Origin of the sequence: Marinobacter sp. M5B (assembly GCF_042604615.1) — a bacterium.
Classification (GTDB): Bacteria; Pseudomonadota; Gammaproteobacteria; order Pseudomonadales; family Oleiphilaceae; genus Marinobacter; species Marinobacter salarius.
The window spans coordinates 2,955,606-2,981,399 of the sequence record NZ_CP156894.1; the positions used below are offsets into that span (position 1 = coordinate 2,955,606).

Annotated in this window: 29 protein-coding genes; 5 read left to right on the forward strand and 24 right to left on the reverse strand. The window is 58.0% G+C overall.

Features of this window, described 5'->3' with window-relative positions; translation table 11 throughout:
* Positions 1-21 precede the first annotated feature (21 nt).
* Genes ccmE through ccmA form a run of 5 tightly spaced genes read right to left on the reverse strand, consistent with a single transcriptional unit; the run spans position 22 to position 2,863 of the window.
* Positions 22-498, reverse strand: coding sequence for a cytochrome c maturation protein CcmE (gene ccmE / locus AAGD24_RS13365; RefSeq protein ID WP_036204897.1), 477 nt, complete (start codon positions 496-498; stop codon positions 22-24).
* A 14-nt stretch (positions 499-512) separates the two neighbouring features.
* A complete protein-coding gene (ccmD, locus tag AAGD24_RS13370) occupies positions 513-740 on the reverse strand; it encodes a heme exporter protein CcmD (RefSeq protein WP_036204894.1) in 228 nt (75 codons plus the stop codon).
* Positions 741-744: 4 nt separating this feature from the next.
* Positions 745-1,488 (reverse strand): heme ABC transporter permease, encoded by a 744-nt coding sequence (locus tag AAGD24_RS13375; RefSeq protein WP_085680044.1) that lies wholly within the window; start codon positions 1,486-1,488, stop codon positions 745-747.
* A gap of 21 nt (positions 1,489-1,509) precedes the next feature.
* Positions 1,510-2,241: a heme exporter protein CcmB gene (ccmB, locus tag AAGD24_RS13380; RefSeq protein WP_374700661.1), complete on the reverse strand. Its 732-nt coding sequence runs from the start codon at positions 2,239-2,241 to the stop codon at positions 1,510-1,512.
* A complete protein-coding gene (ccmA, locus tag AAGD24_RS13385; protein ID WP_228209789.1) occupies positions 2,225-2,863 on the reverse strand; it encodes a cytochrome c biogenesis heme-transporting ATPase CcmA in 639 nt (212 codons plus the stop codon). The genes ccmB and ccmA overlap by 17 nt, the downstream gene beginning before the upstream one ends.
* Before the next feature lie 109 nt (positions 2,864-2,972).
* Here ccmA and AAGD24_RS13390 point away from each other — a divergent pair, with 109 nt between their 5' ends.
* Together AAGD24_RS13390 and AAGD24_RS13395 are read left to right on the forward strand one after the other, a co-directional pair.
* A complete protein-coding gene (locus AAGD24_RS13390) occupies positions 2,973-4,346 on the forward strand; it encodes a flagellar hook-length control protein FliK (protein ID WP_228209790.1) in 1,374 nt (457 codons plus the stop codon).
* Positions 4,343-4,645, forward strand: a complete 303-nt coding sequence (locus AAGD24_RS13395) for an EscU/YscU/HrcU family type III secretion system export apparatus switch protein (RefSeq protein ID WP_075194746.1) — start codon at positions 4,343-4,345, stop codon at positions 4,643-4,645. The genes AAGD24_RS13390 and AAGD24_RS13395 overlap by 4 nt, the downstream gene beginning before the upstream one ends.
* Positions 4,646-4,662: 17 nt before the next feature.
* On the opposite strand, the gene AAGD24_RS13400 is transcribed toward AAGD24_RS13395, so the two are convergent.
* The 14 genes from AAGD24_RS13400 to flhA all read right to left on the reverse strand — a co-directional run bounded on the left by AAGD24_RS13400 (position 4,663) and on the right by flhA (position 18,997).
* Complete coding sequence (locus AAGD24_RS13400; protein WP_007153947.1) at positions 4,663-5,055, reverse strand: DUF2802 domain-containing protein; 393 nt, start codon at positions 5,053-5,055, stop codon at positions 4,663-4,665.
* A gap of 68 nt (positions 5,056-5,123) precedes the next feature.
* Entirely contained in the window at positions 5,124-5,612 is a 489-nt protein-coding gene (locus tag AAGD24_RS13405; protein ID WP_007153948.1) for a chemotaxis protein CheW, read from the reverse strand.
* A 132-nt stretch (positions 5,613-5,744) separates the two neighbouring features.
* Entirely contained in the window at positions 5,745-6,533 is a 789-nt protein-coding gene (locus AAGD24_RS13410) for a chemotaxis protein CheW (protein ID WP_379865369.1), read from the reverse strand.
* Positions 6,526-7,323, reverse strand: a complete 798-nt coding sequence (locus AAGD24_RS13415) for a ParA family protein (protein ID WP_041336586.1) — start codon at positions 7,321-7,323, stop codon at positions 6,526-6,528. Before AAGD24_RS13415 ends, AAGD24_RS13410 begins: the two co-directional genes overlap by 8 nt.
* Positions 7,324-7,569: 246 nt before the next feature.
* On the reverse strand, positions 7,570-8,352 hold the full coding sequence (motD, locus tag AAGD24_RS13420) for a flagellar motor protein MotD (protein WP_091641069.1): 783 nt from the start codon (positions 8,350-8,352) through the stop codon (positions 7,570-7,572).
* Between the two features lie 28 nt (positions 8,353-8,380).
* Positions 8,381-9,118, reverse strand: a complete 738-nt coding sequence (locus tag AAGD24_RS13425) for a flagellar motor protein (RefSeq protein WP_007153952.1) — start codon at positions 9,116-9,118, stop codon at positions 8,381-8,383.
* On the reverse strand, positions 9,118-10,263 hold the full coding sequence (locus tag AAGD24_RS13430; RefSeq protein WP_305936738.1) for a chemotaxis response regulator protein-glutamate methylesterase: 1,146 nt from the start codon (positions 10,261-10,263) through the stop codon (positions 9,118-9,120). Before AAGD24_RS13430 ends, AAGD24_RS13425 begins: the two co-directional genes overlap by 1 nt.
* 32 nt (positions 10,264-10,295) lie before the next feature.
* Positions 10,296-12,458 carry a chemotaxis protein CheW gene (locus tag AAGD24_RS13435; RefSeq protein ID WP_379865371.1) on the reverse strand — a complete coding sequence of 721 codons (2,163 nt, stop codon included), beginning with the start codon at positions 12,456-12,458 and terminating at the stop codon, positions 10,296-10,298.
* A 17-nt stretch (positions 12,459-12,475) separates the two neighbouring features.
* Positions 12,476-13,264, reverse strand: coding sequence for a protein phosphatase CheZ (locus AAGD24_RS13440; RefSeq protein ID WP_036204866.1), 789 nt, complete (start codon positions 13,262-13,264; stop codon positions 12,476-12,478).
* Positions 13,265-13,285: 21 nt separating this feature from the next.
* Positions 13,286-13,669 carry a chemotaxis response regulator CheY gene (cheY, locus tag AAGD24_RS13445; protein ID WP_036204864.1) on the reverse strand — a complete coding sequence of 128 codons (384 nt, stop codon included), beginning with the start codon at positions 13,667-13,669 and terminating at the stop codon, positions 13,286-13,288.
* A 176-nt stretch (positions 13,670-13,845) separates the two neighbouring features.
* Positions 13,846-14,577, reverse strand: coding sequence for an RNA polymerase sigma factor FliA (locus AAGD24_RS13450; protein WP_036204862.1), 732 nt, complete (start codon positions 14,575-14,577; stop codon positions 13,846-13,848).
* Between the two features lie 30 nt (positions 14,578-14,607).
* Entirely contained in the window at positions 14,608-15,420 is an 813-nt protein-coding gene (locus AAGD24_RS13455; RefSeq protein WP_036204860.1) for a MinD/ParA family protein, read from the reverse strand.
* A gap of 46 nt (positions 15,421-15,466) precedes the next feature.
* The gene (gene flhF / locus AAGD24_RS13460; RefSeq protein WP_007153959.1) at positions 15,467-16,762 is read right to left on the reverse strand and encodes a flagellar biosynthesis protein FlhF; all 1,296 of its coding nucleotides are present in this window, start codon (positions 16,760-16,762) and stop codon (positions 15,467-15,469) included.
* Between the two features lie 60 nt (positions 16,763-16,822).
* Complete coding sequence (gene flhA / locus AAGD24_RS13465) at positions 16,823-18,997, reverse strand: flagellar biosynthesis protein FlhA (protein WP_036204858.1); 2,175 nt, start codon at positions 18,995-18,997, stop codon at positions 16,823-16,825.
* Positions 18,998-19,222: 225 nt separating this feature from the next.
* Here flhA and upp point away from each other — a divergent pair, with 225 nt between their 5' ends.
* The 3 genes from upp to AAGD24_RS13480 are packed head-to-tail and all read left to right on the forward strand — an operon-like array spanning position 19,223 to position 21,976.
* Entirely contained in the window at positions 19,223-19,861 is a 639-nt protein-coding gene (upp, locus tag AAGD24_RS13470; RefSeq protein ID WP_036204856.1) for a uracil phosphoribosyltransferase, read from the forward strand.
* A gap of 2 nt (positions 19,862-19,863) precedes the next feature.
* Positions 19,864-21,120: a uracil-xanthine permease family protein gene (locus tag AAGD24_RS13475; protein ID WP_007153962.1), complete on the forward strand. Its 1,257-nt coding sequence runs from the start codon at positions 19,864-19,866 to the stop codon at positions 21,118-21,120.
* Positions 21,101-21,976 (forward strand): class I SAM-dependent methyltransferase, encoded by an 876-nt coding sequence (locus tag AAGD24_RS13480; RefSeq protein ID WP_379865374.1) that lies wholly within the window; start codon positions 21,101-21,103, stop codon positions 21,974-21,976. Before AAGD24_RS13475 ends, AAGD24_RS13480 begins: the two co-directional genes overlap by 20 nt.
* A 380-nt stretch (positions 21,977-22,356) precedes the next feature.
* On the opposite strand, the gene flhB is transcribed toward AAGD24_RS13480, so the two are convergent.
* Genes flhB through fliO form a run of 5 tightly spaced genes read right to left on the reverse strand, consistent with a single transcriptional unit; the run spans position 22,357 to position 25,763 of the window.
* Positions 22,357-23,493: a flagellar biosynthesis protein FlhB gene (flhB, locus tag AAGD24_RS13485; protein WP_036204851.1), complete on the reverse strand. Its 1,137-nt coding sequence runs from the start codon at positions 23,491-23,493 to the stop codon at positions 22,357-22,359.
* A gap of 15 nt (positions 23,494-23,508) precedes the next feature.
* Positions 23,509-24,291, reverse strand: a complete 783-nt coding sequence (gene fliR / locus AAGD24_RS13490) for a flagellar biosynthetic protein FliR (protein ID WP_036204848.1) — start codon at positions 24,289-24,291, stop codon at positions 23,509-23,511.
* 6 nt (positions 24,292-24,297) lie between these two features.
* Positions 24,298-24,567 (reverse strand): flagellar biosynthesis protein FliQ, encoded by a 270-nt coding sequence (gene fliQ / locus AAGD24_RS13495; RefSeq protein WP_007155167.1) that lies wholly within the window; start codon positions 24,565-24,567, stop codon positions 24,298-24,300.
* A 13-nt stretch (positions 24,568-24,580) separates the two neighbouring features.
* The gene (gene fliP / locus AAGD24_RS13500; RefSeq protein ID WP_051946660.1) at positions 24,581-25,345 is read right to left on the reverse strand and encodes a flagellar type III secretion system pore protein FliP; all 765 of its coding nucleotides are present in this window, start codon (positions 25,343-25,345) and stop codon (positions 24,581-24,583) included.
* A gap of 1 nt (position 25,346) precedes the next feature.
* Positions 25,347-25,763 (reverse strand): flagellar biosynthetic protein FliO, encoded by a 417-nt coding sequence (gene fliO, locus AAGD24_RS13505; protein WP_051946792.1) that lies wholly within the window; start codon positions 25,761-25,763, stop codon positions 25,347-25,349.
* Positions 25,764-25,794: the final 31 nt, after the last annotated feature.

The window sequence follows — 25,794 nt, forward strand, 5'->3', positions numbered from 1 at the left end:
CTTAAACGTGGGCCAGCAACGCTAGTAACCGGCGCTGGATTCACCGGCTGTTCCAGGCATGGCAGCCCGCTTGCCGGCGGCCTTTTCCAGGGCGTCGTTCACTTCCGGTGGCATGTAATTCTCGTCGTGCTTTGCCAGCACCTGGTCCGCGACAAAACGGCCATTACCGTCCATGCGCCCCATGGCGACAACGCCCTGCCCTTCGGCAAACAGGTCCGGCAGGATCCCGGTGTATTCCACCAATACCGATGAGGTAAAGTCCGTTACCTTGAACTCCACTTTCAGGCTTTCCGGATCACGCTGCACAGTCCCTTCTTCCACCATGCCGCCGGCACGGATGCGGACGTCCACCGGCGCTTCGCCAGCGGCAATTTGGCTTGGGTCGTAAAACAGGTTGATATTCTGCCGCAGCGCGTAGGTCGTCAGGGCCACGGCCACCGACACCCCGACAAGGAGAAAAAGGACAATGGTAAGCCGTTTTTTTCGGATCGGGTGCATGTTTGATCTACCAGTCAGTCTTGAGAAGATTCGATTCGGGTAAAGCTGGCCGCCGCCGGGCGCTCGTCCACCGACGGAGCGGGGGCCATACGGCGTCGCTGTTGCGCGATTACGACCCGCCGCTGACGCAGCGACCACCACGTCATGACTCCCATCAGCAGGAAAAAAACCGCATAGCATGCCCAGACATACGGGCCGTGGCCGCCCATCGCCAGAAAAGCACCAAAAGAGTCGAAGGCCATTGCGTCAGTTCTCCCGTGCCTGAACCAGTTCTTTTACCCAGCGGGTGCGGCCTTCACGCGCCAAAATGTTGGTCTGCATACGCAGACAGGCGAGCCAGCCAAATATCAGATAAAGCCCCAATACCGAGAGCAACAGGGGCACCCACATTTCCGCGGGCATACTGGGCTTTTCCGTGAGCTTGAACGTCGCTGGCTGGTGCAGGGTATTCCACCACTCCACGGAATACTTGATGATCGGTATATTGACCACTCCCACCAGTACCAGCACGGCAACGGCACGTGCCGAGGATTTCTCATCGGAGATGGCCGCTCCCAACGCCATCACCCCAAAATAAAGAAACAGCAAGATCAGCATCGAGGTAAGCCGGGCATCCCAGATCCACCAGGTTCCCCAGGTGGGCTTACCCCAAACCGCACCGGTAAACAGGGCCAGGAAGGTCAACACTGCACCAACCGGTGCCACGGCCTTGACGAAAACATCGGCCAGTTTCATACGCCAAACCAGCGTAACCAACGCCGCAACGGCCATCATGATATACACCGACTGGGCCAGAAACGCAGACGGTACGTGAATGAAAATGATGCGATAACTATTACCCTGCAGGTAATCCTGTGGCGCAAACCCCAACCCCCAGACAATACCGGTCAACAACAGGGCTGCCCCCACCACAAGCAGCCAGGGCATCAGTGTTGAGGCAATGCCGAAGAACCATTTTGGCGACCCCAGCTTGTGAAAGATTTGCCACATCAGGTTGTTACCTTTTTACCTTTAACTGTTGGACAGACTGATCCTCAGGGCCGCCGCCGATGCAAACGGCGCCAGTGTCAGCGCCAACACCAGAAACGCCCCCATCAACGCGAGCTGTCCACCCACCGGCGCGCTCTCAGACGCAGCCATTACCGTGCCTGTGCCAAAAATCAGCACCGGAATGTACAGCGGAATGATCAGCAGGGACAAGAGCACGCCTGCCGATCTCAGTCCGAGGGTCAATGCCGCACCAATGGAACCGATCAAGCTGAGGACCGGTGTTCCGATCAGCAGCGTTAGACACAGAATGGCAACAGAGTTCCCCTCAAGATGCACCATCACCCCCAGAACAGGCGCCAGCATCACCAGTGGCAGGCCAGTGAGTACCCAATGGGCCAGTGACTTCGCCAGTACTAACAAAAACAGCGGCTGGGGCTGCAATACCAGTTGCTCAAGCGTGCCGTCGTCGAAATCATGACGGAAAAGATGATCCAGTGACAATAACACGGACAGCAAGGCCGCAACCCACAGGATACCGCTACCCGCCTCCCGCAGGAATGATACTTCGGGGCTAACCCCGAGGGGGAAAAGCGTTACGACCATGACGAAAAACAGTAGCGGATTGAGCAAATCCTGGGGCTGGCGAAAGGCGGTTTTCAGATCCCGCGAGAATACGGCTTTCATGGCCGACAATACGCTTACCGACTCCTCCGGTGTACGAACAGGAAGCCTGGCTTCAGAGACCATGGTCATGACTGCTCCCCAGGGTAATTCGGTGCATCGAAGGCAGATTAAGGTCGTGGTGTGTGGTCACTACGATCGCGCCACCACTTGCGATCCGGTCCACCAGCAATCGCTCGAGAGCAGCCACACCGTGGGCATCAATGGCGGTAAATATCTCATCCAGAATCCACAGGGGTTCATCTGCAACCAGTAATCTGGCGAGTGCCACCCGACGTTGCTGCCCGGCGGAAAGGTTACGACTGGGTACGTTCTGGAAACCACCCAGGCCGGTGCCTTCCAATGCCTGCCAGAGCACCTTATCGGTCACATACCGACGCCCGGCCATCAGGGCGCGGAGATTTTCCATGGGGGTAAGCAACGGTTTGATACCCGGGCGATGGCCAAGGTAGAGCATATTGCGGAGGAATTCCTCCCGGTAGGTATGACGAGGCCTTCCTCGCCAGAGCAGGTCACCACTGTAACTGTCGTTCAGTCCGGCAAGAATTCTAAGCAACGTAGTCTTGCCAGAGCCGTTAGGCCCCTCGACACGGGTCAGAGTACCGGGCAGTATGGAGACAGAGAGATCCCGGAACAGTATCCGGTCATCACGCTCACATTGCAGATTGACAGCCTGTAGTAACGGCTCAGACATCGGGGCCCCAGAGCTGGTGTATACTTTACTGACCCGGAGGGTTCAGACGTTCGGAAAGGCAATACTTACCGGCGGGGCGTATTATAGCGAAAGCGCCTCAGGAATACTCTTGTCTGACATCAAATCAGTGGCAATGAAATTACCAAACGGTAACCCCACACCACCACCCAAAACCGAGTCACCGGTGCCGATCGCTCAGCGGCCAGCCAGCGGACAACCTTCGGCGGTACTGGACGCGGCCTCTGCCCGTGTGCAGCTCGACCAGCTCAAGCTTGCCAATCGCGAGGCAACACTCGCTCGGGTGGCAGACGTGATCAACCGACAATCCTCTGCCGGCGCGCAGTTGTTGCTGGAAGTTCGCGGCCAGTCGCTGACCGTTCAGGCGGCTATTGGAGACACATCCCTGGAAACCGGTGACTGGGTCAAGATCATGCGTGCGGGCAATGAACTGCAACTGATGGGGAAGCTGGCCCAGGCGCCGGAAACCACGATCTCCCGGGCGCTGGCGCAGCGCCTGCCCTGGCAACAGTCCGTTGATGCCGGCCTTGCCAGAATTCTGACAACGCTGACCGGCGGTGCGAGACCCGACAGCGTTGCGCCCACTGGAACCCCCATCAACAATCCACCACAGCCACTTCCCCAACCGGTGAGGCAGGCTATTGAACAACTGATATCACGGCTGCCGTCCAGCCAGTCACTGACGCCAGGTGCCGGAACTCAACCCGGTGCGGCCGGCCAGTTGCGGCAGTGGGTCGAGGAAAGCGGGCTGTTCGCCGAATCGCGGCTGGCGAGGGCGCCCCAGGCCGCCCTACCCGATCTCAAGCTGGCTATCGGCCGGGTGATTACCGCCTTGCTCGCACAACAGGGGAGCGGCCCCGACGCCTTCAACCGCTTTACACCGCTGGCAAGTCCGGAACTGGTGCAGGCACCGCTTCAGTTCCCCAATACGTTTCCACCTCCGCCACCACAGGGGTCTGCCGAACCCACAGCTGGGCAAATGCTCAGGCTGCTGGCTGGCATGCTCAATCGTATTACCGTGAATCAGTTACACAGCCAGATACTCTCCACACGGACCACCGCCGAGGCGCCAACACCGGTATCAACCATGCTGCTTGAGCTCCCCTGGCTGAACCCCAACAACGAACCACGGATCGCCCAGTTGCGAATCGAACAGGATCCGGCAGACAGCGGCCAGAAAACCTCTGGCACCCCCCGGGCAACGGAATGGCGTCTTTCACTGGCCATGGATCTGGATGAGGCCGGGCCTTTGCATTTTGATGTATCGCTGCGGCAGGATCAGGTGTCTGCGCAGGTGTGGGCGGAGAAGCAGTCCACGCTGCGTCAGGTGCGGGAAGATCTGCCGCAATTACGAAAGGGCCTTTCGGATATCGGCCTGGATGTGGTGGACCTGGAGTGCCGGAGAGGGACACCAAGGGGTGCAAACACCCGTCTTGAGCACCGGCTGGTGGACACGCGGGTATGAGAAAAGATCATCAAAACACAGATTCACCGGCGGCGGTGGCACTGAAATACGATGGCGAACGGGCTCCAGTCATTGCGGCGAGCGGTACCCACGAACTGGCGGAGGAAATCATCCGCATTGCCCGTGAGCATAATGTGCCGCTGTACGAAAATCCGGAGCTGGCCAGCATACTGGCGCGACTGGAACTGAACGACGAAATCCCGGAGACACTCTACCGGGTGGTGGCTGAAATTCTTGCCTTTGCCTTCAATCTTCAGGGCCGTACGCCAGAGGACGCCGGACGGCCCCGTGAAGATTAGACAGATAAACCCTTAGGTCAGGCCGCCTGGCGCTTGCGGAGCGCTGATACCAGTTCGGCTTCCGGCCGTGAAATGCCACAGGTATTCATCAGGTCGTCGATATCCGCCCCCAGGTCCACTAACCTTGAGGCCTCATCGTAGGAAATCCTTAACGGATCGTTCTGGCGCATTTCGTCAAGCATACCGCGCAATTCATGAAGCTGGCGCTCGCAGGTGACCACTCGCTGCCCAACCCCCATACTGCCACTGGCTGTTGCGTGGAGCTCGCGGCCAAGGGTTTCGCAGCGCTCTTTCATTTGCTCCCGAAGTTTTCGGTTTTCACGGCGTAGCATCATACCCTGGGCGAACAGTAGGCACAGGGCAGCGGCTGTCAGAAGCCACGGGGCCAGGGAAGAGATTTCTGCAAACATGATGGACGTCCTCGGTTAGTTGAAACCACGGGGCGTCCATCCAGCCTGCTGTCCGGCCAAAGCCGGCATTACAGTGAGGAGATTTCAGCCCATTCGTGGTCTGACAACATCTTGTCGAACTCGACCAATATGATCAGTTCGCCGTTCTTGTTACACACCCCCTGGATGAACTTGGCGCTTTCCTCGTTCCCCACATTGGGCGCGGTCTCAATTTCACTGGCTTTCAGGTACACCACCTCGGCAACCGAATCCACCAGGATACCCATCACCTGGTTGGACGACTCCATGACCACAATGCGTGTCGCGTCAGTGACTTCCGCATCCGCCAGGCCAAAGCGACGGCGGGTGTCGATAACGGTGACCACATTGCCCCGCAGGTTGATGATGCCCAGAACGTAATCCGGGGCACCTGGAACCGGCGCAATCTCGGTGTATCGCAACACTTCCTGAATCTGCATGACGTCAATGCCATAGGTTTCGTCATCCAGCCTGAAGGTCACGTACTGCAGTACCTGATCATCCTGGGCCTGATTTTGCTGTCCGCTCGGGGATGCCATAGCCTTGTATCTCCTGTTCGGCTGCCCGGCGGGCAGCCTGATCGTCAAAAATTCATCATCAGTGCCCAATACTATAGTTCAGGGCACAAACCGTGCCAGCAGAGCACGGTTTCATTCGGTAACCGGAAATTGCTAACTCAGGTCGAGGTGGTGTTCCCGCTCAGCCCGGACCAGCAAGTCCGCCATGGTTTTAACATCAATCAGTGCGCACATGTGGTCGATGACCGTGCCCGCCAGCCAAGGTCGCTTGCTGCGGGCCGTCCGCCAGCGTACTTCATCCGGTTTCAGGGTAAACGACTGCGCGACATCGTCACAGGCCAACCCCCACTCACTGCTGTCCAGCCGGATCACGAAGCGATAGTTGTCCCGTGCGTCCTCCGGTGCCCGGCCCGCCATAATCCATTCCGCCGTATCCACCACTCTGAGATTACGTTCCCGGTCCGGGCGCATGCCCATATACCAGCGGGGGCTGCCGGGGATCGGCTTCACCGGCTCTTCTATTCGATGAATGGCGCCGAGCAGTATCAACGGCACCGCCAGCTGCAGCCCTGCCACCGTGAAGATCAGGCATTCGAACGGTTTGTCTGACCATTCCGGCCGCCCCGGGGGCTCCACCTCAGGAGGCGACGGAATATCGGCGGCCTGTTTGTGCTCAACCGGGGGCGACTCCACCTCCGGTGCTTTTTCCGCCACCGGGGCCGGTGTTACCGGCTTTGGCAACTCAGACTTCGCCTCCGCGACCGGACGGGCCACAATGGGCGCAGGCTTCAGCGCGATGCGAGTGCGTTCACGAGCCACCGGTTTTGGCGGTTCCGGTTCCTCACGCAGAGCGCTATCTGTCGCCGTATGCAGCAGTTCGTCCAGATAGCTGGCAATGGCGGAGCCAGGGTCCGCCACCTGTGTCATTTTTTTGTCAGCCATGCCGACGCTCCGCCACCGAGCGTGTTATTTCCTGTAGATCACTCAGCAGGCGGGCATATCCCCGAACACCATGGGTTTCAGCATCCATGGATGATGGGGTAATCCCGGCCTGGCTGGCATCGCGGAACTTGGTGTCCACTGGAATGGCGAAGCGCCATAGCGTATCGCTGTGGGTCTTTCTCAACTGGTTAAGACTTTTTACCGATGCCTGCGTTCGCCGGTCAAACAGCGTCGGTACAATGGTGTAGGAAAGCTGGTTCTTCTGGGAGCGCATGATCATGGTGAGCGTGTGCAGCATTCGCTCAAGGCCTTTGATGGCAAGAAACTCGGTCTGAACCGGAATGATCAGGTGTTGTGCGGCGGCAAGCGCGTTCACCATCAGCACGCCGAGCGATGGGGTGTTGTCCAGCAGGACGTAGTCGAAATCGTCCCACAACTGGGTCAGGGCCCGGGATACAATCAGTCCCATGCCTTCAACACCGACCATTCTCCGTTCGAGAGTTGCCAGCGCTGTGCTGGCCGGCAACAGGGATAGCCCCGGACAGCTGGTTTCGGTAATCAACTGGGCCGGCAAACCATCCGGTACTTTACCCTGGTGCTGGAACAGATCGAACACACTGTGGGCAATGGTATCCGGGTCGTACCCGAACCAGCTGGTCAATGATCCGTGAGGGTCCAGGTCCACCACCAGAACGCGCTTGCCGCTCTCGGCCAAGAGGCCACCCAGGGCGACAACCGATGTGGTTTTGCCCACACCGCCTTTTTGATTGGCTACTGCCCAGATGCGCACGCTGTGCACTCCATATCCGTCACCAAATTCATCGCCAACCTCGTCACCACACTGATTCTCCAGAAATACCCGTTCCGGAAACGTCGCACGCATAACGAGTTATCGGCCACGATCCGTTCAACTTGAAAACAATCCGGCAAGCGCTTGCCGGGATCTAAAGATGTACAGACGTTAATACAGATATTGTGCCAACTCGCCTATAGGCACCTTCCGCCATGACTCCGCAACGTGATGATCAGAAAGGTGTTATCGCATCGCGCCACGGATACTGGCGTCGCGGGAGATCAGCAGGACCACGCGTCGATTGCGACGGCGGCCTTCCTCGGTATCGTTGCGGGCCACCGGTTGGTGCTCACCGTAACCAACAGCGGCCAGCCGTTCGGCCTCAACACCCTCCATCGACAACATGCGCACAACCGCCGCTGATCGCGCAGCGGACAGCTCCCAGTTGGAGGGGAAGGCACTGGTGTTTATCGGGCGGTTATCCGTGAAGCCCTCAACCCGGATCGCGTTATCCCGGTTGCGGAGTACAGCAGCGATTTTCTCCACCACGTCGAAGGCATCGTAATGGGGCTCGGCATCACCACTACCAAATAGCAGGCTGTTGCGGAGACTGAGCTCCAACCACTCGTCGCTGGTTTCCAGTGTAACCACACCCTGATTGATCAGTTCGTCAAACTCCAAAGCCAACTGGTCCGCCATGGCACGCAGCGCCTCGGTGCGCCCTTCTGCACTCATGGAGGGATTTTGCGGAGCTTCGGTCACCGGCGGGTTAATCACATCCTCGGCCGCCTGCGGCGTCGAACGTCGGGGCTGATCACCCACTTCGATAGGCTGAAAGGAGCGCTGGGGGGCATTGAAGACGCCAGTCAGAGTTTCAGAGAGCACCTTGTACTTGCCCTCGTTCACCGACGACACGGAATACATCACGACAAAGAACGCGAACAACAAGGTGATGAAGTCGGCGTAGGAAATCAGCCAGCGTTCCTTGTTGTGAAGATCGTCATCCTGCTGCCTGCGTCGTCTCATCAGCTTACCCCTCAGCCAGGTGCCGGCACTACAGGAAGCCCCGCAGGCGCAGCTCGATGGATTTAGGGTTCTCGCCATCGGCAATGGCGATGATGCCGTCGATCATCATGTCTTCATAACGGGTGCGTTCCCGCAGAATGCCTCGCAACTTGTTGGCAACCGGGAAGAACAGCAGGTTCGCCAGAGCAACACCATAGATGGTGGCCACGAACGCAGTGGCGATACCGCTGCCAAGTGACTGGGGGTCTTCGAGGTTGGTCATCACCTGAATAAGCCCCATCACCGCGCCAATGATGCCAATGGTCGGCGAATAGCCACCCATGGCCTCAAACACCCGGGCGGACTCCAGATCCCGCTGTTCACGGGACTCCAGGTCCACCTCCATAATGCTACGGATGGTTTCTGTCTCAGCGCCATCCACCAGCAGTTGCAGCCCTTTACGGGCAAAGCGCTCAGATTCCTTCTCAGCCAACCCTTCCAGCCCCAGCAAACCCTGCTTACGGGCCTTGACGCTCCAGTCGATGACTTTGCCGATACCATCTTCCAGACTGATGTAGGGGGGAAAGAACACCCAGCGCACCTGGGAAAAGGCCCGCTTTAACAGCGGCCAGGAGGTCTGGAGAATAGTGGCTGCAAGCGTACCACCAATCACGATCAGCGCGGCCGGGCCATTGAACAGCGAGCTGATGGCGCCACCTTCCAGCAGGTTTCCACCGAGAATCGCCACAAAGGCAAGAATGACGCCCAGCAGGCTGAGAATATCCATCAGCTCACCCCATCCGCCAGGCGGGGACCAATGTCATCGAGCGCAAGGATTTCGTCAGACAACCCGGCCTTGGCCACGGCCATGGGCATACCGTAGATCACCGAGGTTTTTTCGTCCTGGGACCAGATATCGGAGCCTGACTGCTTCATCAGGCGACAGCCTTCCTTTCCATCCGAGCCCATACCCGTCAGGATCAGGCCCAGGGTCTTGCCGGGAAAACTCCTGGCCAGGGAGCCGAACGTCACATCCACACAGGGCTTGTAGTTAAGCCGGTCATCTCCGGGAAGAATCCTGACCCTGCCCTGGCCACCCCGGTTTTCAATCATCATCTGCTTGCCCCCGGGGGCAAGCAACGCAACGCCCGGCTTCAGCATTTCGCCGTCTTCAGCCTGGCGTACCTGAATCTGGCACAGCTTGTTCAGGCGCTCGGCAAACGCCGGGGTAAAACTGGCTGGCATATGCTGAACGAGCACCACAGGCGCGGGAAACCCGGCCGGTAACGCCATTAGTACACGTTGCAAGGCCACCGGGCCGCCGGTGGACGTGCCGATGGCAACCACACTGTAGTGTTTAGCAGGCCCGCGGCGAATCGAACGACGGGCCGGTGCTTCAGGCTCTGAGGCGCTGGGGCGAGAGGACCTGTCCGGTACCGCCGGCCGCTCGGGCACGCTGCGCCTTGCCGGTGCAGGGCTACGGGGCGAAGGAGGCGGAGCGGTGGGAGGCGGCGCCGACGGTTTTGCACCAGGGCGACTGCCAGCGACATCCAGTACACGCTCAATGAGTATTTTTTGAAGCTGACTGGAATCCCGGGCAATTTCCTCAAAATTCTTGGGCAGGAAATCAACGGCACCTGCCTCAAGGGCATCCAGGGTCACCCGGGCACCCTCGTAGGTGAGAGAGGAGAACATCAATACCGGCGCCGGATGTCGCTTCATGATCTCACGGACGGCGCTGATACCATCCATGACGGGCATCTCGTAGTCCATGGTGATGACGTCAGGCCTCAGCTTTTCAGCCAGCTCGACACCTTCGCGCCCATTGGTGGCCACGCCAACCACCTTGATCTGACCGGAAGCGGTCAGGATTTCCGTCAGTCGCTTGCGGAAAAAACCTGAATCATCAACGACCAGGACAGAAACCGTCATCCATTTCTCCTAAACCTGGGCCCGCCGCAACGTTATTTGCCGTAGTTTTGCAGCAGGCTCGGAACATCAATAATGAGTGCAATACGACCGTCGCCAGTGATGGTCGCACCCGCCATACCCGGCGTTCCCTGAAGGGCCCGGCCCAGGGGCTTGATCACCACCTCTTCCTGCCCGATCAGCTGATCCACCACAAAACCGACGCGCCGCGTTCCCATCGCCACGATAACCACGTGGGCGTTTTCTGGTTCCGGCTGCCCAGCGGCGCCTTTGACCAGCCATCGCTTGATGTGGAACAACGGGAAGACTTTGTCTCGAACCACGATGCATTCACGGCCATCCACAATGTTCTTCTTGCTGAGGTCCAGATGGAAAATCTCGACCACGTTCACCAGTGGCAGCGCGAAGGATTGGTCGCCAAGCATGATCATCAGGGTAGGCATGATGGCCAGGGTCAGCGGCACCTTGATGACGATGCGAGACCCTTTGCCCAGCTCCGACTCGACGCTCAGCTGCCCGTTGAGCTGACTGATCTTGGTTTTCACCACGTCCATGCCAACGCCACGACCGGACACATCCGATATTTGATCCTTGGTGGAGAACCCGGCGGAGAAAATCAGGTTGTAGCACTCGGTGTTGGTCAGTCGGTCAGCGGCATCCTGTTCGTAGATGCCCTTTTCGACCGCTTTTCGGCGCAGTACATCCGGATCCATACCAGCACCGTCGTCTTCGATGGACAACAGGATGTGGTCGCCTTCCTGCTCAGCCGACAGCGTCACACGACCCTGACGAGGCTTGCCCGCCTTTTCACGAATATCGGGTGCCTCTATACCGTGATCAACCGAGTTGCGAACAAGATGGACCAGAGGATCGGACAGCGCCTCGACCAGGTTTTTGTCCAGGTCGGTCTCTTCGCCGTGCATCTCAAGGTTGATTTCTTTCTTCAGGCTGCGTGCCAGGTCGCGAACCACCCGCGGGAAGCGGCCAAATACTTTCTTGATGGGCTGCATCCGCGTTGCCATCACCGCTGACTGAAGATCGGTGGTCACCACGTCCAGGTTGGAGACGGCTTTGTGCATATGCTCGTCTTCACTCTGGGCGCCCAGACGCTGCAACCGGTTACGCACCAACACCAGTTCACCCACCATGTTCATGATGTCGTCCAGGCGCTTGGTATCCACCCGCACCGAAGTTTCAGCCACTGGTGCATTCGCATCCCGTGCCGGCATCGCGGGCGTTACGCCTGCCTTGCCATTATCCGCAGGCGCTTTTTCGGGCTTACCAGTCGGTTGCGCGGGCTTGTCAGCCTTGGCACTGGGAGACGTGGCCGACGGCTGCTTTGCAGCAGGCCCAGGGGCCGGCTTGGCAGTTTCTGCCGTAGGGCTACCACCCTTGCCGTGCAGGTCATCCAGCAACTTTTCGAACTCGTCGTCCGAAATCAGGTCGTCGCCACCCTTGCTGTCACTGGCCTCATCACTGGTAACCTTGTCGCCCGAGGCATCCTGGCTGTCAGGGGCTGTGTTGCCGGTTTCAGGCGGGCCTGAGAACTGTCCCTTGCCATGCAATTGGTCCAGCAGGGCCTCGAATTCATCATCGGAGATGTCGTCTCCGCTCCCTCCGTCACCGCCTGAAAATTCATTGCCGTCGTCACTGGAAACCGGAGCGCTGGTCTTTTCCTCTTCCAGGGCATCCAGCAACCGCTCGAATTCGTCGTCGGTAATATCACCGCCATCGTCTCCAGAACTGGCTTCATTGCTCTCGTTCTGTTCTTCGCGAGCGACCGCTGCGTTTGCTGGCGACGACTCCCCTGCCGGCTGCGCCAATGCGTCCAGAGCGGCAATCAGTTCCTCGGGAGCTGGCGTCGGTTCCTCGTGGTGGCGAACCTGTTCAAACATGGCATTGACGTGATCCAGGGCTTCCAGCACCACGTCCATCAGTTCCGAGTCCACCTTGCGCTTGTGGTTGCGCAGGATATCGAAGACGTTCTCCGCGGAATGACAGCAGTTCACCAGGGCATCGAGTTGCAGAAACCCAGCGCCGCCTTTTACGGTGTGAAAGCCTCGGAAGATGGCGTTGAGCAGATCGCTGTCGTCCGGGTTTTGTTCCAGGTCGACCAGTTGCTCCGACAGCTTTTCGAGTATCTCGCCTGCCTCAACAAGGAAGTCCTGCAGGATCTCTTCATCGGCATCAAGCGCCATGCGTTACCCTCTCTTACTCAGAAACCGAGACTGGACAGAAGATCATCAACATCGTCCTGTCCCGATACTACGTCTTCGCGTTCTTCGGCCTTGATCTGTGGACCAACACCCTGTTCCGCCGATATCTTTTCCCGCTCTTCCAGTTCATGCACGGTGCCGGTCATCTGGTCCACATGACTCGCCATCACTACCAGGCTCAACAGATGCTCTTCCACCTCTTTAACCAGAGTGGTGACCTTTTGGATCACCTGCCCAGTGAGGTCCTGGAAATCCTGGGCCAGAAGAATTTCCGACAAGTTGTCGTACATCGCCCCGGCATCGGTATTCAGGGTCACGAAAAACGTGTCGATACGGGCATAGAGCTCACGAAATTCAGCCGGCGCCATCTCGCGGCGACGCAGTTTCTGCCACTGGTCTCTCAGCTCGGCGGCCTCGTCGCGGAGGGCGCTGGCCTTGGGCATAGCCTCCTCAACCAGATCCATGGTCCGATTGGCCGCTTTACCGGTCATCTGAACCACGTACTCAAGGCGATCCGACGCATCGGTCATCTTCGACAGAGCTTCTGACTGTTCGGCGTTACGGGGATCGATCTGGAAATTGCGGATCGCCTCGTGGAGGCTGCGGGTCAAGCGGCCGACTTCCCGATACAGGCTCTGGTCCCTCACCTCGCTCAATTCATTGATCAGCGTCATCGCGCGGCCATAGTCCCCGGCGTTGACCTGTTCAACCAACTCGGCCGCCTGGCTGCGGAGTTTCTCCGTGACCTCCGGGTCGAGCCCCTGTGGGTCTTTTTTTCTATTGCTCATGGGAGCCGTCCGACCTCTGAATTACTGGATGCGTTCGAAGATCTTCTCAATCTTCTCCTTGAGTACGGCTGCCGTGAAGGGCTTGACCACGTAGCCGTTCACACCGGCCTGCGCAGCAGCGACAATCTGGTCGCGCTTCGCCTCGGCGGTCACCATGAGCACAGGCAGGGTTTTCAGGCTGTCATCGGCACGGACTTCCTTGAGCAGATCGAGTCCGGACATCCCTGGCATATTCCAGTCGGTTACCAGAAAATCGTATTTGCCGCTCCTGAGCATAGGCAGTGCTGTATTGCCGTCGTCTGCTTCGTCAGTGTTGGTAAAACCGAGATCGCGAAGCAGGTTCTTAATGATCCGTCGCATTGTGGAGAAGTCATCCACAATCAGGATTTTCATGTTCTTGTCCAATGGGACCTCCAGTTAAAAACGCCCGGAATTCGTTTTTGGCTTCCGGCTCACAGTCTAGCAGGCCGGTAGTTTAACCGCTTATTGTGTGGCCTTTGAGCCGGTTGTAAAGCACCGGTTACCAAAAGGCTACAGTAAAGAATGCCTGGTAACGCCGTTCAATGGGACTGGCGGCCTGTTCAGCTCTGCCAACCAGTAAGACGCCCCCGCAGACGGAGCGCGGCCTGGCTGTGAATCTGGCTGACCCGGCTTTCACTGACACCCAACACAGCACCAATTTCCTTCAGGTTCAATTCTTCCTGATAGTAAAGGCTGAGCACCAGCTTTTCTCGCTCGGGCAGGTCACCAATCGCAGCTGCCAGGCTCTTCCGGAAGTTGTCAGACGCCAAGCCATCCAACGGGTTATCACTGTCCTCTGTTTCTTCTATCGGCAGCTCGCCGGATTCATTGAGCTCATCCAGGCTAAAAAGTCGGCCACTGTTAGCATCGCTCAGGGAGGAATAGTATTCGTCGAGGTCCAGCCCCAGCTCCTCGGCTACTTCCGAGTCTTGAGCTTCCCGACCCAGGCGGTCCTCGACAGCCTTGATGGCTTTGGCAATGCGGCGGGAGTTCCTGTGGACGGATCGGGGTACCCAGTCACCTTTGCGAATTTCATCTACCATGGCTCCGCGAATCCGGATCCCGGCGTATGTCTCAAAGGTAGCCCCCTTGTCGGAACTGTATCGCTGTGCAGCTTCCAACAAGCCAATCATGCCTGCCTGCATAAGGTCATCCAGTTGGACAGATGCCGGCAGCCGCGCCATGAGGTGAAGCGCTATTTTTTTGACCAGCGGGGCCTGCTCCTCAACGAGCTGGGAAGGTCCTCGTGTACCCGTCCGGTTGTAGGTTCCAAGTTCTTTCGCCAATGTCATGTATCCGGCTATTCAGTGACAGGATCAAAATCAGACTTCGACGAGCCGCTCCACAAAGAATTCCAGATGTCCCCGGGGCGATGATGGCAGCGGCCAGCTATCCACTTTCTCCGCGAGGCTCTTGATCGCCAACGATGCTTTTGCCCGCGGATAGGCATCCAGCACGGCACGTTGGCGCTGTACCGCTTTTTTTACGGCCTCGTCATACGGCACCATACCCACATATTGTAGTGCCACATCAAGAAAGCGCTCGGTAACCCGGGTCAGTTTTTCAAACAGATGGCGACCTTCCTGCTCATTCCTGACCTGATTGGCCAGTATACGGAAGCGGTTGGTGCCGTAATCCCGGTTCATAAGCTTTATAAGGGCGTAGGCATCGGTGATAGAGGTAGGTTCATCACAGACAACCAGTAATAGTTCCTGTGAGGCTCGGAGGAAACTGACCACCGATTCGGAAATACCCGCAGCGGTATCAACGATCAGCACATCGATCTGGTCACCCAGTTCGCTGAACGCGTTGATCAGGCCAGCGTGCTCCAGATTGGAAAGCTGGGTCATGCGTTGGGTACCTGAGGACGCGGGCACGATTTTGATGCCACCGGGGCCGTTGACCAACACATCCCGAAGGTCACATTCCCCGGCGATGACGTCCTGGATATTACGATTGGCGGTAATGCCAAGCAGAACGTCAATGTTGGCAAGGCCCAGGTCGGCATCGAGCAGCACCACCCGCCGTCCCATTTGTGCTAGGGCGATGCCAAGGTTCACTGATACGTTGCTCTTGCCAACGCCCCCTTTCCCGCCGGAAACGGCAATCACCTGTACCGGATGTGGTTTGCTCATACTGACTCTGATCTCTTGCCGCGTTTAACCGCAGGCTGTGTTGTTTTTAAACAGCGACTGCCTGTTGCTGCTGGAGTTTCTTCAGCCTCTCCACGGCCAACCGCACCAGCGGAATGGACTCAGCGTGGTGCAGGTCTTCCGGGATTTTCTGCCCGTCGGTGTAATACGCCACCGGCAATCCCGTTTCCATGACGAATCCCAGCGATTCACCCAGGGTCAGTGCTTCATCGATTTTGGTCATCACACAACCCGTAAGATTTGCCATCTTATAGCAATGCCAAACGGATTTCATGATGCGCGGCTGACTGGTTGCCGAAACCACCAGATGGGTTCGAATCCGATGGTGACTGCGAGCCAGCTCCATAAGCTGCTCCTCGTAGCCCTTGTCGGTGCTGGTCAGGCCAGCGGTATCAATCAACACCAGGTGCCGGTCCGACAGTTCGTCCAGTATGTCGTCCAGGGAATGGGTTTCGTCCACAACCCGAACTGGAACGTTCAGTATGCGCCCGAATACAAATAGTTGCTCATGGGCCGCGACCCGATAGCGATCGGTGGTGACCAGCGCCAGAGAGTCGGCACCGTGGCGCAGCACATAGTGCGCGGCCAGCTTGCCGATGGTCGTCGTCTTGCCGGACCCGGTTGGGCCCACCAGGGCGTAAACACCGCCCTCATCCGCCCATTCAGTACGCGCGGTCTTCACACCGGCGGCCAGCATTTTCAGAGACTGCTTCCAGCCATCCTCAAGCCGGCCTGCGCGGTGGCGCCGGGACAGAGAGTTGGCGAGCTCCAGCCCGAGACCAAACTCCTGCAACCTCTCAGACAGCCTCTGCTGTACTGCGTTCACCGCTGTTTGTTCGGGTTCACCGCCATTCCGGGCACTGACCAGGTCACGAAGGGAACTGATCTCCGCACGCATTTGCGCCAGTTCTCCGGAATAGGCAGCACTGGCAGCGGTAGGCTCTTCAACCACCATGTCATCGTCGGCCAGCGATTCTTTCGACAAGCCAGCGTGGCCGAAGTCCCCACCCCCAACCGCATTACCATAGGTCGCGCGCTTTTCCCGCACTTCCCGAATACGATCGCGAGAGCGGCCGAGTTCGTCCTCCAGGCGGCGATGCTGTTCCGCCTGCATTTCGGCCAGTCGTGAGCCATTGGTGGCTTCCCGCGCAGCGTCACCGAGGCGTTGGCGCGCCATATTTTCGTCATAATCGAGCGCTGTCACAATTTCGACGCCACCATCCACACGACGATTGGAAAGGATTACGGCATCGGGACCCATCTGATCCCGCACCTGACGCAGTGCCTCTGCCATGCTTTGGGCAAAAAACCGCTTAACTTTCATAATGATGCTTCCTCCCCGGTCAGCGCTTTCCAGCGCCTTCCGCCTTTCCAGCCGCGGCCTTTACTGACCGACGGATGCGACAATAGTGATCTGTTTGTTATCCGGAATTTCCTGGTACGACAGTACATGCAGACGCTCTACTCCGTAGCTGGCAAACTTCGCCAGTACCGGGCGCAAGGGCCCTGAAACCAATAGAATCGCCGGCTTGCCCAACATCTCCTGGCGCTGAACGCTGTCCTGGAGCGACCTCTGAAGCTTCTCAACCATATTTGGCTCCAGCACCAGCCCGATGTCTTCCTGACCGCCGGATTGTTGACTCTGCTGCATTGACTTCAGCAATAACTGTTCCAAGTCTGGATCCAGAGTGATCACCGGGATCTCTGTGTCGTTGCCACAGATACTCTGGACAATCATCCGGCGCAGTGACTGGCGGGCAACCGTGGTCAGCAGCTTCGGGTCCTGGCTCTTCGGATGAACGTTCACGATCGCTTCGGCAATAGAGCGCATGTCACGGATCGGCACTTCCTCTTTCAGCAGGTTCTGCAGCACCTTCAGCAGCAGGCTGATGGAAATGGTGGTGGGTACCAGTTCTTCCGCCAGCTTTGGAGATACTTTCTCGAGCTGTTCCAGCCACTTCTGGACTTCCTCATGGCCAAGCAGTTCGTGGGCGTGTTTCTGGAGGATCTGGTTGAGGTGTGTTGCCACTACGGTACTGGCGTCCACGACGGTATAACCGAGGGTCTGTGCCTGGTCTTTCTTGTCCGGTTCGATCCAACTGGCGTCCAGGCCAAAGGCGGGGTCTTTGCCCTCTATCCCCTCGATCTTGCCGAACACCTGACCTGGGTCTATCGCCAGTTCACGGTCCGGATGGATTTCTGCCTCGGCAATGGTCACCCCCATCAGGGTGATGCGATAAACATTGGGCATCAGGTCGAGGTTGTCGCGAATATGGACCGAAGGCATCAGGAAGCCCAGATCCTGTGAGAGCTTTTTGCGAACGCCCTTGATGCGGCTGAGAAGCTGACCACCCTGGGACTTATCCACCAGGGGAATCAGGCGATAGCCCACCTCCAGGCCCACGACATCCACGGTGGCCACATCGTCCCAACCGAGTTCCCGGGTTTCCCCCGGCGGCGGCAGCTGGGCACTGTGTTCACCGCCCTCACCACCGGGCGGCAGGTCGCGCCCCGGGCCTGCCGGACGGGCACCACCGCCCCGGACCGGGAACACACCATCTTCCTCAACGGTCTGGCGCTCCTGTTGCCATATGTACCAGGCAATACCACCGGCAATCGCGCCCAGACCAAGGAATGCCACGTGCGGCATGCCAGGAATCAGGCCAAGGATGATGAGGATAACGGCAGCGATACCCAGCGCCTTGGGAGCGTTGAACATTTGTTGCAGTATCTGCCCGCCCATGTCCTGGCTGGACGTTACCCGGGTAACCATGATCGCTGCAGACGTCGACAGCAGCAGTGACGGAATCTGTGCCACTAGGCCGTCACCAATGGTCAGTAGTGCATAGTTCTGTGTAGCGGTACCAAAATCGAGACTGTGCTGAAGCATACCGATGGCAATGCCACCGATCAGGTTGATGGCCAGGATCAACAGGCCGGCAATGGCGTCGCCCTTGACAAATTTACTGGCGCCGTCCATGGAGCCGTAGAAATCGGCCTCCTGGGCGATTTCAGCCCGGCGATGCTTGGCTTCTTCCTGGTTGATAAGACCGGCATTAAGGTCGGCATCGATAGCCATCTGCTTACCCGGCATGGCATCCAGGGTGAAACGCGCGCTAACTTCCGACACCCGGCCGGCACCTTTGGTGACCACCAGGAAGTTGATGATCATGAGAATGGCGAAGACCACCAGGCCAACCGCGTAGTTACCGCCGATGAGGACCGCGCCGAACGATTCGATCACCTTACCGGCCGCATCACCGCCCTCATGGCCGTTGAGCAGAACAATCCGCGTGGAGGCAACGTTGAGCGCCAGCCTCAACAGTGTTGCCACCAACAAAACGGTCGGGAAGGAGGCAAACTCCATCGGCCGCAAGGCGTAGACACACACCAACAGGATCACGATCGACAAGGTGATGTTGAAGGTAAAGAAAACGTCCAGCATGAACGCCGGCATGGGCAGAATCATCATGCCCAGCAATCCCATCAACATCACGGGAATGCCGATATTACCCCGCGTCAGGGATTTGACATTATTGAGGACTAGCGCTCGGTCCATGCCGGGAAACTCTCCGATTGGCGGTTAACCGCAGGGGTGTGCGGGTCGTTTTTTTGACGCAGACGCATCGTTTGACGGGGTATTCGCAAGATCCGTACCACCCCTTACGGCTTTTCTTGTCACCGCGCCTGACGGACTCGGCAAGATACGGTATCCTTGCGCCATTTGCTGGCGTCTTTACTGCGCCCACAACCACATCATCGACCCAGACGCAAAGGTGAGCCCATGCCAATTCACGAGGTCAAGCACCCCCTTATCCGCCATAAACTCGGCCTGATGCGCCGCTCAGACATCAGCACCAAGAATTTCCGGGAGCTGGCTCAGGAAGTCGGTGCCCTGTTGACGTACGAGGCCACCAAAGACTTCTCGCTGCAGAAGAAAACTATTGAAGGCTGGGCGGGCCCGGTGGAAATTGAACAGATCCAGGGCAAGAAAATCACCATCGTGCCAATCCTGCGGGCCGGCCTCGGTATGCTGGACGGCGTGCTCACCCTGATTCCTGGTGCCCGGGTAAGCGTCGTGGGCCAGGTACGCAACGAGGAAACCCTGGAAGCCAGCACCTATCTTGAAAAGCTGGTAGGCGAACTGGATGAGCGCATGGCGATGATCATCGACCCCATGCTGGCCACCGGCGGTTCCATGATCTCTACCATCGACCTGCTGAAGAAAGCCGGTAGCAACGAGATCCGCGCCCTGGTTCTGGTTGCAGCGCCGGAAGGCGTGGAAAAGGTGCTGGAGAAACATCCAGATGTGTCGATCTACACCGCATCAATCGATGACAGGCTGAATGAAAAAGGCTACATCCTTCCGGGGCTTGGCGACGCCGGCGACAAAATCTTCGGCACCAAGCAGAAGGACGTTTAATCATGCAGGACCATAGCACCGACCCGGTCTGGAAACAGGCCATTGCCGGCTCACAGATGCTGCTGGTGGCTTTTGGCGCACTGGTACTGATGCCTCTGATTACCGGCCTCGACCCCAACGTTGCGTTGTTCACTGCCGGTATTGGCACACTGATTTTCCACATCGTCACCGGCGGCCAGATTCCCATTTTCCTGGCTTCATCCTTCGCCTTTATCGCCCCGATCATTGCCGCCAAGGGGCGCTTCGGCCTTGAGGAGACACTCGGTGGCCTGATGGCTGCGGGCATCCTCTATATCATTTTGAGTGGCGCGGTACGTCTGCGCGGTACCGGTTTCATCACCCGCCTGCTGCCCCCGGTGGTCATCGGTCCGGTGATCATGGTCATCGGCCTTGGCCTGGCGCCGGTGGCTGTCCACATGGCTTCTGGCCGCACCGGTGATGGCGCGCAACAACTGGTGCCCTACGACACCGCTATCTGGATTGCGATGATCTCCCTGGCCGTGACCGTGATTATGGCTGTCTGGTCCAGCGGCATCTTCCGCCTGATCCCGATCATGTTCGGCATTATTGTCGGGTACATTCTGTCGGCCTTTGCCGGCATCGTGGACCTGTCACCCATCACCAACGCGCCCTGGTTCGCCATCCCCAACTTTGTGGCGCCGGAGTTCAGCTGGGCAGCCATCCTGTTCATGATTCCCGTGGCCATCGCACCGGCCATTGAACACATTGGCGACATCCTCGCCATCGGTACCGTTACCCGCAAAAACTATCTGGAGAAGCCCGGCCTGCACCGCACCCTGCTGGGCGATGGCCTTGCCACCAGTGCTGCCTCAGCCCTTGGTGGCCCACCCAACACCACCTATTCAGAGGTTACGGGCGCGGTGGTGCTGACCAAGAACTTTAATCCCAAAGTCATGATCTGGGCGGCGTGCATTGCCATCGTGCTGGCGTTCATCGGCAAGTTCGGCGCAGCACTGCAAACCATCCCGGCGCCGGTGATGGGCGGCATCCTGTGCCTGCTGTTCGGCTCTATTGCCGTTGTCGGTCTGAATACCCTGATTCGTCACCAGGTCGACCTGTCGCAGGCACGCAACCTGGTCATCGTTGCCGTCACTCTGGTCTTCGGGATTGGTGGCATGGCGATTGGTAACCTGGAGGGCATCGCCCTTTGCGCGGTGGTTGCCATAGCCCTCAACCTGATCCTGCCAGGCAAAGGCGAAGCATGGGGCGCAAGGATTCATGAGAAAGACACCCACTGACGGCCGACCCATGAAAATGGCTGACAGCTCCGGCATCAGCTTTACCGCCCTCTATACCGGTGCCGTATGGCACCGGTACGGCCTTTCCGACGACGTGCTTGCAACGGATCAGGGGCGCTGCCTGTATCACCTGATGACGCCCTTCGAGGTCGGCAGCAAAACACTCATCGGCGGCAACATCCGCACCTTCCTGCTGCAGCGTCACCTGATCATCGATCACCTGATCGAACAGGCCCTCGAGCGTGGCGTCACCCAGGTTCTGGAAATTGCCTGCGGAATGTCTCCAAGGGGCATCCGCTTGCGGGAAAAACACCCACACCTCCATATGGTGGAAGCCGACCTCCCCGACATGGCCACCAAAAAAGCCGCACGACTCCTGGCCTCCGGCCGCCTGGGCGATCACCATCAGGTAATGCCCATCGATATCCTGGCGGAATCCGGTGAACAGACACTGGAGGCGGTTTTCGCGAGAGCGTTCGACAGCAAAGAACCGGTGGTTGTCGTCACCGAAGGACTGACCAGTTATTTTTCCTTGCCGGTTATTTCCGAATTCTGGAAACGCCTGGCGGCACTGCTGCAACAGCGCCCGGGTTCGGTCTACCTGTCTGAAAGCTACCTGATGCCGAACCAGCCGCTGTTACGCGGTGCCCTGAAATCCCTCGGCGGACTGCTCAGCACGGTTACCCGCAGTGATGTCAGCTTCCATTTCCTGCACGATCAACAAGCGGCTAAGCACTTCGGTGCCTGCGGCTTTCCCTCCGTTACCGTCCACAACCCTGCTGACCTCTACGGCCAACTTCCAATTCCGGAGAGCCGCCGTGATCCTATGGTTCGGGTTATTGAGGCCTCGGTGTAACCTGCTTTTAGCCTTCCGGTTTGGCGTTAGCGGGTGTGCGAAAGGGACTCCCAAAAAACGCCCGTGAATACGTCCCTGTAAGGCTCGGTCGCGCCATCCATGGCGCTCCACGTTTTTGGGAGTCCCTTCCCCACACCCTCTCGGGCAACATCGATATCGCAAGCAAAGTAAGTAATCAGATTGGTCCTATTGTGATATCTGTGATGACAGAAGTGGCTCTGCGGGTGGGCTGCCCAAAACTGTACGGAGCCATGGATGGCGGAGTCCAAGCGTCACATGGATGTGCCGAAGGAGCGTGTTTTGGGCAGCCCACCCGCAGAGCCACCTCCCCCAAACCATCAGGCTAGGCAGCAGGCAACGGACAGCAGGCCAGCACTAAGCTAAACATCGCGCCGCAAATCCGAAGGAATCGGAAACTTCGGCATCTGGGGCTTCTCGCCCCGTCCCTTACGGAATTGACGAAGCTGGAACACATAGGCAAGCACCTGGGCGATCGCCATGTACAGACCATCCGGGATTTCACCCCCGATGTCAGTGTTGTGGTAAACCGCCCGCGCCAAAGGTGGCGTGCGGAGAATCTCCACCTTGTTCTCGCGGGCAATCTCCATGATCTTGAAAGCCGTTTCGTCCGACCCTTTCGCCACCACAATCGGCGCCGCCATCTTCTTTTGATCGTACTTCAACGCCACCGCATAATGCGTCGGGTTAGTGATCACCACATCCGCACCCGGCACATCCTGCATCATCCGACGCTGAGCCATCTCACGCTGCAACTGACGGATCTTGCCCTTCACTTCCGGCTTGCCTTCCGTATCCTTGTATTCGTCTTTCACCTCCTGCTTGGTCATGCGCAGCTTTTTCTGGTGATCAAAGATCTGGAACGGCACGTCGATCGCGGCAATGACGATGGTGGCACAGGCAAGGATGAAAAAGCTCCAGGCCATGGTCCACACAACATGCTCCATGGCCGATCTCGCAGGCTCTTCAGCGATGCTAAGCAGGTCATCCGTACGCAGGTTCAATATCAGGATCGCTACCGCCATCACCAGGCCGACTTTCAGGATGGCTTTGACCAGTTCAATCAGCGAACGCATGGAGAACATGCGCTTGAGACCTTTGAGAGGGTCCATTCTATTGAGCTTGGGGGCGATGGCTTTTCCGCTGACCAGCAGACCACCAATACCAATCGAGCCCGCGACTGCAGCGACGAGCAAGAGGATCAGCAAGGGCGCCAGGGACAGGGCGGCCTCCTTGGTGGAGGCAATCAGCTGGACGCTCATATGCCGGGTGTCGAAGATGGCGGAGCGCTCCAACACGAAGCTGTCGCGCATGATACTTTCCAGGGAAGCGCCCATTGACGCGCCAAACATCAGCAGGCCGCCGGCACCAGCCAACAGAACAGCCATGGTCGCCAGTTCCTTGGAACGCGCAGTCTGGCCGTCCTCCCTGGCTTTCTCAAGCCTTCGGGGGGTGGCCTCTTCGGTTTTTTCCTGGCTGTTGTCGTTTTCTTCGGCCATGGTTTTCCGTCGCTACTAAGGCTGCCCTTGCAGGTTGCGCATGAACTCAAACGTCTCCCGGGTGTACTGCTCGAAATGTGGCAGAAAATTGGCGTGCAGCACCCATATGGCAAATAATCCAAAAATCAGGCCAATCGGAAAACCCAGGGCAAAAATGTTCATCTGGGGAGCAGCACGTGTCATAACCCCAAAGGAAATATTCACGATAAACACGGCAGTGACAGCAGGAAGGGCCAGCAATATAGCGGACACAAATATCCAGCTGATGCGATGGGCAAGCTGCCACACACCAGTCTGCCCCAAACCTTCCAGGCCAATGGGGATGGTACGGAAGCTCTCTATGAAAACTTCGAACGCCACCAGGTGCCCGTTCATCGCCAGATACAGCAAAGTAATGGTGATGGTGTAGATCTGCGCCAGCACCGGCACACTCACGCCGTTGGCCGGATCAACCATGGAGGCAAAACCAAGCCCCATTTGCATGGCGATCATCTGGCCGGCCACAACAAACAGCTGGAACAGGGCCGTCAGGGCAAACCCCATACCCACACCGATGAGGATCTGCTGCAAGGTGATCACAACCCCGTCAGCACTGAATGCATCCACCTGGGGCACGGGCGGGATCATGGGCACTACCAGGATAGTGATAATAAGAGCGAGCCCTAAACGAACCCGTGCCGGGACAAGCTGGGTGCCGATAAAGGGAATGACCATCATGAAGCTGGCCAGCCGGAACAGCGGCCACAGGTGTTGACCTACCCACTGGTTGATCAGGTCGGCTGATATCTCCGTGGGCATGCCGGGTCAGCCGATCAGGTAAGGAATGCTGGTGATCAGCCGGTTTGCATGATCAAGGAGCTGGGTCAGCATCCACGGACCAGCAACGATAATGGTGATCAGTGTCACCAGCAGCCGGGGCAGGAAGCTGAGGGTCTGTTCGTTGATCTGGGTGGCGGCCTGGAAGGTACTGACCACAAGACCAATCACCAGGCCTGGCCCAATAATCAGGCTTGCCAACAGCACGATCATCCACAGAGCTTCACGCAGAATGTCGATAACGGTTTCGGGTGTCATGGTCGGCTCTCCCCTATATCCCGTAACTGGCGGCCAGCGTGCCCATGATCAGGGCCCAGCCGTCCACCAGCACAAACAGCATGATTTTGAACGGTAGTGAAATGATGATCGGAGACAACATCATCATACCCATCGCCATCAGTACGCTGGCGACCACCATGTCGATAATCAGAAACGGAATAAACAGGATGAATCCGATCTGGAACGCGGTTTTCAGTTCGCTGGTCACGAAGGCCGGCAGCAGCACCCAAAAAGAGACGTCTTCAGCGGTGTCGTATTCTTCGTCGGCGATACGCATGAACAGGCCCAGGTCGCTCTCCCGGGTTTGTGCCAGCATGAACTTCCGGAAGGGCTGACTGGCCTGCTCAACCGCCTCCAACGAGCTGAGTTCTTCCTGCATGTACGGCTGCAGAGCCACTTCGTTCACCTCTTCCAGGACCGGCTTCATGATGAAGATGGTCAGGAACAGTGTCAGGCCGAGAAGGATTTGGTTGGAAGGCGTGGACTGCAGCCCAAGAGCCTGACGCAGGATTGCGAACACCACGATGATGCGGGTGAACGATGTCATCATCATCAGCATGGCAGGCAGGAACGTCAGCGCCGTCATCAGCGCCAGGATTTGCAGGGATACGGAGTATTCCTGAACGCCCTCTTCCTCGCCCGGCGTTACCGTAAAGGCTGGAATACCGGGTATATCCGCCAGCGCAGTGGGCGCCCAGGCCGTAAGAATGAAAAGGGTCAGTAACGCCAGGATGCGCCCGGACACAGGTACCGCCATGTCAGGAACCTTCCTTCGATGAAGAACCGGAGCCCCAGGATTTCCCGATCATGCCCTGGAGTTTACGGGCGAAATCACTGGACACAGGATCACCGGCACTGACGACCGGTTCATCAAACACATGCAAAGTGCGAATGGCTGAAGGCGTAACACCAATCAGAATCTGTTTGCCACCGACTTCGACCAGGGCAATCCGCTCACGCGTGCCCATGGGCATCACCGAGACCACCTTGATAGCCCGGGTGTTGCCGCCCGTCATCCCGCTCATGCGACGCACAATCCAGGCACAACCAAAGATAATGGCAATCACCGCCAGCAGGCCCACGCCCAGCGTCAGCATGGTGGCCACGGTATCCGGTGCGCTGGCAACTTCCCGGGCCGGCCCTTCCTGCTCCTGAGCGCGCGTCAAGGCAGGCATAAAGGCCGCCAGTAACACGCCGGGAACGCCA

Bases quoted from the DNA above. Each gene is read 5' to 3' on its own strand.
- ccmE (WP_036204897.1), bottom strand. From the start codon at position 498: ATGCACCCGATCCGAAAAAAACGGCTTACCATTGTCCTTTTTCTCCTT.
- ccmD (WP_036204894.1), bottom strand. From the start codon at position 740: ATGGCCTTCGACTCTTTTGGTGCTTTTCTGGCGATGGGCGGCCACGGC.
- AAGD24_RS13375 (WP_085680044.1), bottom strand. From the start codon at position 1,488: ATGTGGCAAATCTTTCACAAGCTGGGGTCGCCAAAATGGTTCTTCGGC.
- ccmB (WP_374700661.1), bottom strand. From the start codon at position 2,241: ATGACCATGGTCTCTGAAGCCAGGCTTCCTGTTCGTACACCGGAGGAG.
- ccmA (WP_228209789.1), bottom strand. From the start codon at position 2,863: ATGTCTGAGCCGTTACTACAGGCTGTCAATCTGCAATGTGAGCGTGAT.
- AAGD24_RS13395 (WP_075194746.1), top strand. From the start codon at position 4,343: ATGAGAAAAGATCATCAAAACACAGATTCACCGGCGGCGGTGGCACTG.
- AAGD24_RS13400 (WP_007153947.1), bottom strand. From the start codon at position 5,055: ATGTTTGCAGAAATCTCTTCCCTGGCCCCGTGGCTTCTGACAGCCGCT.
- AAGD24_RS13405 (WP_007153948.1), bottom strand. From the start codon at position 5,612: ATGGCATCCCCGAGCGGACAGCAAAATCAGGCCCAGGATGATCAGGTA.
- AAGD24_RS13410 (WP_379865369.1), bottom strand. From the start codon at position 6,533: ATGGCTGACAAAAAAATGACACAGGTGGCGGACCCTGGCTCCGCCATT.
- motD (WP_091641069.1), bottom strand. From the start codon at position 8,352: ATGAGACGACGCAGGCAGCAGGATGACGATCTTCACAACAAGGAACGC.
- AAGD24_RS13425 (WP_007153952.1), bottom strand. From the start codon at position 9,118: ATGGATATTCTCAGCCTGCTGGGCGTCATTCTTGCCTTTGTGGCGATT.
- AAGD24_RS13430 (WP_305936738.1), bottom strand. From the start codon at position 10,263: ATGACGGTTTCTGTCCTGGTCGTTGATGATTCAGGTTTTTTCCGCAAG.
- AAGD24_RS13435 (WP_379865371.1), bottom strand. From the start codon at position 12,458: ATGGCGCTTGATGCCGATGAAGAGATCCTGCAGGACTTCCTTGTTGAG.
- AAGD24_RS13440 (WP_036204866.1), bottom strand. From the start codon at position 13,264: ATGAGCAATAGAAAAAAAGACCCACAGGGGCTCGACCCGGAGGTCACG.
- AAGD24_RS13450 (WP_036204862.1), bottom strand. From the start codon at position 14,577: ATGACATTGGCGAAAGAACTTGGAACCTACAACCGGACGGGTACACGA.
- AAGD24_RS13455 (WP_036204860.1), bottom strand. From the start codon at position 15,420: ATGAGCAAACCACATCCGGTACAGGTGATTGCCGTTTCCGGCGGGAAA.
- flhF (WP_007153959.1), bottom strand. From the start codon at position 16,762: ATGAAAGTTAAGCGGTTTTTTGCCCAAAGCATGGCAGAGGCACTGCGT.
- flhA (WP_036204858.1), bottom strand. From the start codon at position 18,997: ATGGACCGAGCGCTAGTCCTCAATAATGTCAAATCCCTGACGCGGGGT.
- upp (WP_036204856.1), top strand. From the start codon at position 19,223: ATGCCAATTCACGAGGTCAAGCACCCCCTTATCCGCCATAAACTCGGC.
- AAGD24_RS13475 (WP_007153962.1), top strand. From the start codon at position 19,864: ATGCAGGACCATAGCACCGACCCGGTCTGGAAACAGGCCATTGCCGGC.
- AAGD24_RS13480 (WP_379865374.1), top strand. From the start codon at position 21,101: ATGAGAAAGACACCCACTGACGGCCGACCCATGAAAATGGCTGACAGC.
- flhB (WP_036204851.1), bottom strand. From the start codon at position 23,493: ATGGCCGAAGAAAACGACAACAGCCAGGAAAAAACCGAAGAGGCCACC.
- fliR (WP_036204848.1), bottom strand. From the start codon at position 24,291: ATGCCCACGGAGATATCAGCCGACCTGATCAACCAGTGGGTAGGTCAA.
- fliQ (WP_007155167.1), bottom strand. From the start codon at position 24,567: ATGACACCCGAAACCGTTATCGACATTCTGCGTGAAGCTCTGTGGATG.
- fliP (WP_051946660.1), bottom strand. From the start codon at position 25,345: ATGGCGGTACCTGTGTCCGGGCGCATCCTGGCGTTACTGACCCTTTTC.
- fliO (WP_051946792.1), bottom strand. From the start codon at position 25,763: ATGCCTGCCTTGACGCGCGCTCAGGAGCAGGAAGGGCCGGCCCGGGAA.